The following is a 10,308-nucleotide window of genomic DNA, read 5'->3' on the forward strand; positions in this document are numbered from 1 at the left end:
CGCTACGCGCTACGCAAAACGAAGCCTTTCCTTCCTTGCCGCCGTGCAAATCAGGTGCATCTCATTGTGGGCAACTATAATTTGACGACACTATCTAACCTTGCAGCCGAAATCGAAAATATATCCAATGGTTGCCGCATTATGGGTATTTCCGAGGATATTACCGCTATCAAACAAACTGAGTTGAGGCGCTGTTTGAGGTCAGCCGCAAAAACCGAGCTTGAAAAAACGCGTGGATAAAGCCACGAAGCCCCAAACCGCCTGTCCAGACTTCAGGCCCGGCGCCGGAACATCCATACGGCAACGCTCACGGCCACCGCGCTGATACAGACGATCTTGCCCAGACTGACGGCGGCTGCGGCCGCCGTCACGTCTTTCAGAAAAATCCCCTGCACAAGGGCGGTAAAATGGCGCACGGGATTGAACTGGCTGGCATATTGCAGAAAAACGGGCATGTTGATGACGGGCGTGACCGCCCCGGAAATGAGAATGCAGGGCACCCCCACCGTGAACGCCCCCAGAAAGGCCTGCTGCTGCGTGGAGGAAAGCGAGGAAACCATCAGCCCCACCCCGCCCGAGGCTGCGGAAAAAACCAGCATTCCCGTATAGAGCAGGGCCAGTGAACCGGTAAAGGGTACGCCGAAACCCAGAACAGAGATGAGCAGAAACAGTGTGCCGTGCGCCATGCCCACCAGACAACCGGGCACAAGCTTGGCCAGCGCGATCTCCACGGGAGTTGCCGGGGAAACAAGCAACTGGTCAAACGTGCCCATTTCCCGCTCCCGCGCAACGGAAAGCCCGGTCACCACCAGCCCCAGCATGAAGCTCAGCATGCCGATGAGATTGGGCAGAAAGAACCAGCGGAACTCGAGATTGGGGTTGAACCAGCAGCGCAGCCGCACATCCAGCCGCAAGGCACTGTGCCGCTCTGCCGCCTGCCCCAGAGGCATGCTCTGCCCCAGAACACTCACAATGCGTTCCAGATACCAGACGGCAATCTGCGCCGCATTGGACCGTCGCCCGTCCGTGATGACCTGCACGTTGACCGGATCGCCCCGCTCCACCCCGCGCGAAAAGTCCTGCCCGCACACCAGCACGAAAAGAGCCTTTTCCCGCTCCAGCGTCGGCGCTATGTCCGCCTCCCGTTCCAGAAAGAACACCTTGCGGAACGACGGCGACCCCTGCAAGGCCCGGACGATTTCGCCGCTCCAGCGGCCGCTGTCGTGGTTGAGCACAGCCACGTCCACATTGCGCACTTCCATGGTGGCCGCCCAGCCGAAAATCACAAGCTGCATGAACGGCGGAATGATGAGGAGCATGCGCGAAACTCTGTTGCAGAAAAGCACCAGCATTTCCTTGCGGACAATGGCGCCCATGCGCCGCCAGTTGAGCGGTGATTCCACGGCCATGTCAGGCATCCAGCCTTTTGACGAGATTCCTGTACACCAGGCACAACAGAACAGCAGCCAGCAATACCATGAAAGCCAGACCGGGCAGAAAGACCTCCCACACGTCGCCGGTCAGAAATACCGTGCGCAGGCAGGAGTTGAAGTGCCGCGCGGGCAAAAGCCATGTGAGGGCCTGCAAAAAAGGCGGCATGCTGTTGATGTCAAACACAAAACCCGAAAGCAGCAGCGCGGGCAGAAATCCCGAGAACAAACCGGCTTCGGCCGCCACCAGTTGCCCCCGCAGGGTCACAGAGATCAGCAGCCCCTGCCCCAGAGCGCAGAACATGAAGACAGACGACAAAAGAGCCAGCGCGCTCACGGAACCGCGAAGAGGAACCCCGAACAGCGTTACCGCAGCGGTTGCGCACAATGTCATGCTGCACATGCCGAGGCAGAAGTAGGGGGTGAGTTTGCCCAGCAAAAGCTGCATGCGGCTTACGGGAGTGGCGAACATGGCCTCCATGGTGCCCCTTTCCCACTCCCGCGCAAAAACCAGCGATGTCAGCAGGGTGCCGATGAGCGTCATGATGACCGTGATGGCTCCCGGAACCAGAAATTGCACACTTTTTGCCGCCGGATTGTACCAGTGGCGCGTGTGCAGGCTGACCGGCCGGATATCAGCCCCCCCGAAACCGGAAACCGCGCGCTGCCAGACGGCAATCAGCCCCTGGCTGTAGCTCTGGATGTACTGGGCCGTGTTGGGTTCGGACCCGTCCACCAGAATCTGCACCGTGCCTGTGCCGCCCCGCTCTAGGGCGGCATCAAAGTCCTGCCGGAAAACCAGCAGCCCCTGCACCTGCGAATCGCGCATCAGGCGCGCTCCCTCGTCCATATTGCGGACGGATCTTACGGAAAACCAGGGAGAATGGAGAAAGTCCGCAGTCAGCCCCAGAGAATGCCTGCCCCCGCTCTGGTTCAGCACACCCAGATGCAGCACACCGGCGTCCAGGGTGATGCCGTAGCCGAAAAGCAGAAGAAAAACCAGCGGCAACACGCCCGCCACCAGCCAGGAAGAAGGGTCCCGCACGATTTGCAGAAATTCCTTGCCCACCAGGGCACGGTACTGCCGCAGCCAAAGCCTCCGGCGCGTACGCTCCCGGCTCTGCCGCGCCTCCGGCTTTGCCTCCCGCCCCGTTGCCGGACCGTGCGCCCGCATCATTGGGGCATCTCCCTGTCGTGCTGCTCGATACTGGCAATGAACGCCTCTTCCAGTGTGGGCGTTTCCGCGCTGGCACAGGACGCCTTGAGTTCATCGGGAGTGCCCATGCTGATCACGCTCCCCCGGTATATGAGGGCAATGCGGTCGCAGTATTCGGCTTCTTCCATGAAGTGGGTGGTCACCAGCACCGCCGCCCCTTCCTCGGTCATGGCCGAAATATGCTTCCAGAAGTCCCGGCGGGTACGGGCATCCACGCCGGATGTGGGTTCGTCCAGAAAGAGCACAGGGGGCTGGTGCAGCGTGGCGCAGAGCAGGGCCAGCCGCTGTTTTTGCCCCAGCGGCAGGGTGCGGGTGGGGCTGCGCAGAAAAGCGGAAAGCTCCAGGGCTTCCGCCAGTCGCGGCAGGCGGGCGCGCTGCCCGCTGTCCAGACCATAGAGATCGGCGCATATCCTGATGTTTTCCTGCACAGGAATGTCCAGATACAGGGAAAACTTCTGCGCCATGTAGCCCAACCGCGCGCGGGCCGCACTGCCTGCGGTGAGAAGATCCACACCGTCCACGGAGCAGGTTCCGGCGGTGGGCCGCAACAGCCCGCAGAGCATGCGGAATGTGGTGGACTTTCCCGCTCCGTTGGGGCCGAGCAGCCCGAAAATCTCGCCGGGAGCCACATCAAAGCTGATGTCACGCGCAGCCACAAAGGAGCCGAAGGCGCGCGTCAGGCCGCGGGCTGCGATGCGCGATTTTTTTGTGCCCACAGCGGCATCTTTCGCGGGGTGCGCGCGCCGGTAGGGGGAAGGCGCGTGGCTGATGCCGCCCACCGCGCTCATGTACGCGTCTTCCAGACGCGCTTCTGCTGTCCGCGCCCCCCGCTCTTCCAGATATGCGCGCAGGGCGGGAGGCGCATCGGCCGCCAGCACAAGGCGGATGCGGCTGCCCTGGATCAGCGCGTCTTCAACGCCCGGCCGTGTGAGCAGCCCTGCCAGTTCCGCGCGGCGATGCCCTGCCCCGACCTCCAGCAGCCAGACGCGGCCCGCAACCCTGGCTGTGAATTCCTGTGGCGGCCCGGCATACAGCACCCTGCCCCCGTCCAGCATGAGCACGCCGGGGCAACGCTCGGCTTCGTCCAGATAGGCGGTAGACCAGACAACGGTCATGCCGCCGCGGCTCAATTCCTGCACCATGTTCCAGAGGTCGCGGCGCGACTGCGGATCCACGCCCACGCCAGGCTCGTCCAGCAGGAGCAGCCGCGGCGTCCCCAGCAACGCACAGGCAATGCCCAGCTTCTGCTTCATTCCGCCGGAAAGTCGGCCGGCCAGCCTGCGCCCAAAGGGGGCAAGCCCGGTAAAATCCAGCAGGCGCGCAAACAGCCGATCGCGCTCGTCCCCCTCCAGGCCGCGCAGGCTGGCATACAGGCGCAGGTTGGCCATGACGGAAAGATCCTCGTACAGGCCGAACCGCTGGGGCATATAGCCCACACTGTTGGGCTGGAGACGCACAAATTCTTCGGGGCTGGCGCCAAACAGGCGGGCCTGTCCCGCGCTGGGGCGCATCAGCCCGGCCAGGATGCGCATGAGGGTCGTCTTGCCCGCTCCGTCCGGGCCAACCAGCCCGGTGATGCGCCCTGCGGGGAGCGCGGCGTCCACGCCGTTTAGGGCCGTCAGGGCACGTGCGCCTGTGCCGAAGCGCACCACAAGCCCCTCCAGCCTGACGGCGGTATCCTCTGCGGCCGGGCCTGTCATGGCGCGGGTTCTTCCCCCAGAATGACGGTCACGGGCATGCCCTGCCGCATGACATTTTCCGGATCTTCCGCCTGTATCCGCACACGGTAGACCAGAGCCGTGCGCACCTCATCGGTTTCCACTGTTTTGGGCGTGAATTCCGCCACAGGAGAAATGAAGCCCACTGTGCCCGCAAAGCTCCGCCCCGGCGCGGCGTCCACCAGAACCCTGGCGGACATGCCGGGTTTGATGCGCCCCAGGCGGGGTTCGTCCACATAGGCCCGCAGCCAGACGGGTCTGGTCAGGGCAAGGGTATAGACGGTCTGCCCTGCCTGCACAATGGCTCCGGCCTCGCGGGCCCGCACAAGCACCACTCCCCCCTGGGGAGCGAGCAGGCGGGCATCGTTCAGGCGGGTTTGTGCCAGTTCCAGAGCAGCGGAGGCAGAGTCCACAGCGGCTTTCTGCGCCAGAACTTCTTCTTCGCGATAGCCGGCAAGGAGCATGCGCAGACGATCATTGTCGGAAGCCAGACGGGCGCGGGCCTCGCGCTCTCCGGCGCGGGCGTTGTCCAAGTCTTTCTGCGAAATGGCGTTGGAAGAACGCATGGCCGTGACGCGCCGCAGATGCACAAGGGCATTGTCGGCCACAGCCTGGGAAGCAGCCACAGCGGCGCGGGCCTGGGCGATTTCTTCGGTGCGGTAGCCGCGCTCAAGCCGCAGCAGAGCTGCTTTTTGCTGCTCCAGAAGGGCTGCGGCCTGATCTTTTTGCAGTGTCAGGATATCCGTTTCCAGGTGCGCCAGTTCCTGACCGGGCGCAACCTGCGCCCCCTCGTCCACCAGAACCCGGGCGATGCGCCCGTCCACGCGAAAGGACAGTTCCACCTGACGGATGTCCACATTGCCCCAAAGGACCAGCGAACCGGACTCACGGCTCCACCACTGCCAGCCCCCAAAGGCAGCCAGCGCAAAAGCCAGCGCCACCCCGATGCCCAACAACCGACGAGAAAAGGACATGCCGTCTCCTCTGCGGCCCGGAACCACCATGCCGCAAAAAGAATATAGGGAAGTTGCAGAGTGCTGTCCAGAAACCGGAGAAACGGTGGATATGGCTGTCGGAGGCAGGCGCAGTCCGCCCGGTTGTACCGTTGCTCACAGCCCCGGCATGAGAGAATAATTCAAAGACCGCGAGCGTCAGCCCGCGGCCTTTGGTATGGAAGGAAAAAGGAACGGCTTATTTCATGTCAACGGCCTGAACCCAGATAACGGCATCCTGGGACAATTCCTTGTCGTTGTACTTTTTGTCGGGACCAACGCCCAGAGCGGCAAAGCCCCACCATCCCGCCTTGGGCAGGCCAAAGCTGAACACGCCGTTGGCATCGGCCATGATGGCCTGGGTCACCAGCACCCCGTTGGGGTACTTGACCGACGATTTGGCGGAAAGCCCGTTCTTCTTGAGATCAGGGGCATGGCTCATGTATTCCACTTCCACCTCGGCATTGGGCACGGGCTTGCCTTCGGACAGCACCTGCCCCTGGAATACATTGCCCGTCCAGAGGCCGTAGGGCTTGGCCAGAGGCACGATTTCGCAGGGCAGCCCCGCAGGGGTGTTCCAGTTGCCGGGCACGCCCCCCACGTTGACCAGCAGCTTGGTGATTTGCTGCATGTAGGCCCCTTCTTCCTTTTCATAGTAGTAGCCGGGGATCATGACGAACATGTAGTCGCCCATGCTGCGGATATCCTTGCGGGGAATGAGCGCGGAAAAAGCCGGTGCGCTGGATTCGGGATTTTTCCAGGTAATCTCCTTGAGCAGGCCCTTGAAATCGATCTTCTGGGGTTCTCCCTCTCCGCGCTGGTGCAGGGCATAAAATTCCTTCACGCCGCCCATGTCCATCATGTGGCCCGCTTCTGCAGGGTGTGTGAAGACAATGCGAAAATCAAGATCCTGCGCCTTTTCAAGGGCGGTTTGCGGAGTATAGGCCATCATGAAATGCGCCTGGGCGGGAGCAGAGAGCATGAGAGCACCGGCCAGACCAAGAGCAGCAAACACCGTTTTTTTCATTGCGTCCTCCAAAAAGAATTTCATTTTCGTGAAATGCCCGCGCAAGGGCGGCTACTGCACGATTTTCTTGCCGTCCAGCACGATGGAATGGCCTTCGCCGCCGTCAAACATCACCTTGTAGTCGCCAGAAGGCTTTTTGAAAGAAATTTCGCTGTTGCTGTTCAGCTTGCCTTCCTCGATGGGAGCCCCCTTGCCGTCCAGCACCTTCACGGTCACGCCCGCGGCGGAGGAGCCGTCCGAAAAGCCTCCCTGGCAGGAAATGGTTCCGTCGCCGTTATCGTAGCAGTCAAAAACAGGGCTGTGGGCAAGGGCCATGCCGGGTAGCGCCAGCAAAGCGGCAAGGGACAGTGAGGCAAAAACTTTGACCATGATCAAACTCCTTACTGGGGGGTGATTTTTGTCCGGAGAACCGGAGGGGAAAATTCGTCCCGCTGGGGCACAAGGGCCAAAGCCAGCAGAACGAGGAGGCAGAGGCCGTAGAAAACCCACATGGCCTCAAAACCCGTCAATCCGAGCCACATGCCGCCGCTGAACACCAGGGTGGCCACAGCAAGACCGATGCTCATCTGGAAAAGAATGGAAAAGAGCATCCAGCCCGTTGAGGCAGCCTGCGTCTTGACCATGATGGCTGCGGGCAGGCAGGGCGGGTACAGGGCCATGAAAAGCATCAGGGCCAGCGCATGCAGCGGCGTAAAGCCGCTGAGGGCGGCCATGCCCTCGCCCACGCTCGTGCCGTCCAGGCCGTAGATGGCTCCCAGGGTGGCCGCGCTGTTCTCCTTGGCGGCCAGGGCGGAAAGCAGGGCCACGTTGATGCGCCAGGTGAAGCCCGCGCCCGCAGTCACGCCTTCCAGAGCCTTGCCCGCGCGCCCGAGAAAGCTGTTTTCAAAAATCTCCTGCCGCATTTCACGGCGCAGGGTCTTCCGCCGGCTGTCGATCTTGCGCAAAGCGCCTGCCAGATCCTTGCCGTCCTTGCCCTGGCGCAGGGCCACAGCCGCATAGACGGGATGCTCCTTTAGGGCGCGGGCGTTGATGGTATCAGCCTCCTCCTGCGATACGCCGCGCTTGGCCTCGCGCAGGGACTCCTGATACAGCAGCAGAGGCACGATATCTTCGGCAGAGAGGCGGTCAGCATGGGAGGTTTTGGCTACGGCTGCGCCGAATTCGTCCTCCATGGACTGCTGTTCTCTCTGGTAGTGCGCCATGCGCTCTGCCGGAAGACCGGGAAAACTGACAAGCATGAAAACGATGATTGCCACAGCCACCACCACAGAACCGATCTTGCGCACAAACATCCAGATGCGGTCAAAGGTCTGGCGCACTACGCCCGTCACGGAAGGCATGTGGTAGATGGGCAGTTCGATGATAAAGGGGGCCCGTGGTTTGCCGCGCAATAGCGTCATGGAGAGCAGCTTGGCCATGACAAGCCCCATGAGCAGGGTCACGGTGCCGATGAAAAACATGGCATAGCCCGCGTGCGCGCTGAAAAATGCCCCCACCAGCAAAAGATAGAGGGGAACCTTGGCCAGACAGTTCATCATGGGCACGATGAGAATGGTGGCCAGACGCGCCCGCTCGTCGGGGATGGCCCGCGTGGCGATGACGCCGGGGATGGCGCAGCCGCCCACATACACCCCTCCCAGAATGAGCGGCAGGGTCGACTGCCCGTGCAGGCCGAAACGGTGAAAAACGCGGTCAAGAACAAAGGCGATGCGCGCCATATAGCCGGAGTCTTCCAGAATGGCCACCAGCGCGAACATGATGACGAAAATGGGCAGATAATTGAGCACAGCGGTAATGCTCTTGACCACCCATACGCCCAGTGAGGTCAAGAGCGGGTCTTCCAGAAAGCCCTGCGCTGGCAGGAGAGTGGCCGCCAGCACCTCCAGCTTGCCCCAGAGGGGCCAGATCTGGGCGGCCATATAATTGCCCAGAGTCACCGAGGCATGGTAAAAAACAAAGAGCACGGCCACCAGAATCAGCGGCCCCAGCAGACGGTGGCAGAGAACAGCGTCCACCTTTTCGGTCATGGAACTGACAAAAGCCTCGCGCCGGGAACAGAGAGAGGCAATCTCGCGGGCACGGGCATACCGGGCATGAGCAATGGCGCGCACGGCATCCTCGTTCTGGTCGCGCAAAAAGGCCTCGCGCTCTCCGGCAACGCTTTCGGCGATGCTCACCGCATTGTCCAGTCGGGACAAAATGTCCAGGGCAAGGCTGTCGTCTTCCAGCAGTTTGACGGCCAGCCAGCGTGCCGGATAACCTTGAACTCCGTCTGCGGGCAGCAGGGCGGATATGCGCCTGATACTTCCCTCAAGCGGGCCATAATTTACGGGAGCGCCGTCACCGGCCACCCCCTTGCCCAGAGCAATGGCCGCACGCAGATCCGCCTTGCCCACGCCCTTGCTGGCCTGTACGCGCACCACAGGAATGCCGAGAGCCCTGGCCAGCGCATCCGCATCCACATCCACCTTGCGCTTGGCAGCCACGTCCAGCATGTTCAGCGCCGCCAGCGTGGGGCGCTGCATCTCCATAAGCTGCAAACAGAGGTACAGGCTTTTTTCCAGCGTGGAGGCGTCCAGCACAGCCACGATCTGGTCGGGATTTTCCTCCACGATGAACTGGCGCGCGGCCTTTTCTTCCGGCGACCATGAAGCCAGACTGTAGGTTCCGGGCAGATCCACCAGATCAACCCTGACATCGCTTTCCACAAAGACGCCGGATTTTTTCTCCACGGTCACGCCGGGATAATTGGCCACATGCTGGCGCGCGCCGGTCAGCATGTTGAAAATCGTCGATTTTCCGCAGTTGGGCTGCCCGGCCAGAACAGTCAGCAGTTGTTTCATTTGGCACCTTCCTGCTGTCAGGCCTTGACGGACTGCACGGATTCGACTTCAATCTGCCGGGCTTCCTCACCGCGCAATGCCACATGATAGGAGCCGATCTGCACATGCACGGGATCCCGCAGGGGCGCGCGGCGCACAAAAAGAACCCTCACGCCGGGACAGAAGCCGAGATCGCAGAGCCGCTGCCCCAGCATGCCGCCTGCGGTGACGCGGGCCACCGTGCAGCGGGCTGTTGTTTGCAGGTCGTTGAGTGTCATTGGCGCGCCTCCTGTTCCGTTGCGACTTTTTGTTGGATAATGAAAACAAAGTTCATTGTCAACACACTGTCACATGACCAATTCCGAAAAAGGACAAAATATGACAGAACTTCCCGAAAATCTTCGTGATTGGGCGAAAACCTGCAACGGAGCTCCGGGCATCCCGGTTCGCCAGCACTTGCTGGCCGTGCTTCATGTGGCGGAAGAACTGCTGCGGCGCTTCCCCCGTTTTTGCGCGCAGTGCCGCATCACGCCACAGGCCGTGCTTTTTCTGGCGGCAAGCCACGATGTGGGCAAACTGTCACTGGACTTTCTGCAACTGTCTCGCGCCTGGCTGGAGTCTCAGGGGCTGAGCCGCCGGGCCATCCGGGAAGGCTGGAAGGCGCTCTACGCGCGTTCCCTCTCTTGTCTCGCGGGACAGCCTGCACAAGTTCTGCCATGAAGGCGGGCATTGCAGCCCCAAAAGCGCCGCATGCTGGGCCGCAGTGGTGGGCGCGCACCACGGCCGCATCACAAGGCGGTACAGTTCCGCTCCTTATGTGCCCAGGGTGCAGGAACGCGTGCTGGAGCAGGAGCGCCAGACCTGCCTGCAGGAAATGTGGGAGCGTTGCGGCAGGCCGACCCTGCCCGAGGTGGACAAAAATGACCCTGTCCTGTGGAGCGTGGCCGGACTGATAACGCTGGCCGACTGGATCGGTTCTGACGAACACTTTTTCCCTCCCGATACAGTGTAATCCCCCCAAAAAATGGTAGCGTTTGAAAGTAGAATTTCCCATACTCATGAAGCGGGAGATTTTACATGAAAAAATCACGGTTTACAGACAG

The 10,308-nt window shown here is 61.5% G+C and carries 10 protein-coding genes and 1 pseudogene; 3 read left to right on the forward strand and 8 right to left on the reverse strand.

Annotated elements, in window-relative coordinates:
- A pseudogene (locus tag EII23_RS11060) lies at positions 1–85 on the forward strand (IS5/IS1182 family transposase); the annotation flags it as partial.
- A 187-nt stretch (positions 86–272) separates the two neighbouring features.
- On the opposite strand, the gene EII23_RS11065 reads toward EII23_RS11060, so the two are convergent.
- From EII23_RS11065 to EII23_RS11100, 8 genes are all read right to left on the reverse strand, one after another.
- Complete coding sequence (locus EII23_RS11065) at positions 273–1,409, reverse strand: ABC transporter permease (RefSeq protein ID WP_124793425.1); 1,137 nt, start codon at positions 1,407–1,409, stop codon at positions 273–275.
- A 1-nt stretch (position 1,410) separates the two neighbouring features.
- Positions 1,411–2,607 carry an ABC transporter permease gene (locus EII23_RS11070; protein WP_260424701.1) on the reverse strand — a complete coding sequence of 399 codons (1,197 nt, stop codon included), beginning with the start codon at positions 2,605–2,607 and terminating at the stop codon, positions 1,411–1,413.
- Complete coding sequence (locus tag EII23_RS11075; RefSeq protein ID WP_124793426.1) at positions 2,604–4,346, reverse strand: ATP-binding cassette domain-containing protein; 1,743 nt, start codon at positions 4,344–4,346, stop codon at positions 2,604–2,606. The genes EII23_RS11070 and EII23_RS11075 overlap by 4 nt, the downstream gene beginning before the upstream one ends.
- Positions 4,343–5,338, reverse strand: a complete 996-nt coding sequence (locus EII23_RS11080; protein ID WP_124793427.1) for an efflux RND transporter periplasmic adaptor subunit — start codon at positions 5,336–5,338, stop codon at positions 4,343–4,345. The genes EII23_RS11075 and EII23_RS11080 overlap by 4 nt, the downstream gene beginning before the upstream one ends.
- A gap of 217 nt (positions 5,339–5,555) precedes the next feature.
- Positions 5,556–6,383, reverse strand: coding sequence for a DUF4198 domain-containing protein (locus EII23_RS11085; protein ID WP_124793428.1), 828 nt, complete (start codon positions 6,381–6,383; stop codon positions 5,556–5,558).
- 51 nt (positions 6,384–6,434) lie between these two features.
- Positions 6,435–6,752, reverse strand: a complete 318-nt coding sequence (locus EII23_RS11090) for a hypothetical protein (protein ID WP_124793429.1) — start codon at positions 6,750–6,752, stop codon at positions 6,435–6,437.
- A gap of 11 nt (positions 6,753–6,763) precedes the next feature.
- On the reverse strand, positions 6,764–9,226 hold the full coding sequence (gene feoB, locus EII23_RS11095; protein WP_124793430.1) for a ferrous iron transport protein B: 2,463 nt from the start codon (positions 9,224–9,226) through the stop codon (positions 6,764–6,766).
- A gap of 17 nt (positions 9,227–9,243) precedes the next feature.
- Positions 9,244–9,483 (reverse strand): FeoA family protein, encoded by a 240-nt coding sequence (locus EII23_RS11100; RefSeq protein ID WP_124793431.1) that lies wholly within the window; start codon positions 9,481–9,483, stop codon positions 9,244–9,246.
- A gap of 100 nt (positions 9,484–9,583) precedes the next feature.
- On the opposite strand from EII23_RS11100, the gene EII23_RS11105 reads away from it, so the two are divergent.
- Positions 9,584–9,925, forward strand: a complete 342-nt coding sequence (locus EII23_RS11105) for an HD domain-containing protein (protein WP_124793432.1) — start codon at positions 9,584–9,586, stop codon at positions 9,923–9,925.
- Complete coding sequence (locus tag EII23_RS11110) at positions 9,906–10,217, forward strand: HD domain-containing protein (protein WP_221620388.1); 312 nt, start codon at positions 9,906–9,908, stop codon at positions 10,215–10,217. Before EII23_RS11105 ends, EII23_RS11110 begins: the two co-directional genes overlap by 20 nt.
- The last annotated feature ends 91 nt before the right edge of the window (positions 10,218–10,308 follow it).

The sequence above is a fragment of the Desulfovibrio sp. OH1186_COT-070 genome, assembly GCF_003860215.1.
GTDB lineage: Bacteria > Desulfobacterota > Desulfovibrionia > Desulfovibrionales > Desulfovibrionaceae > Desulfovibrio.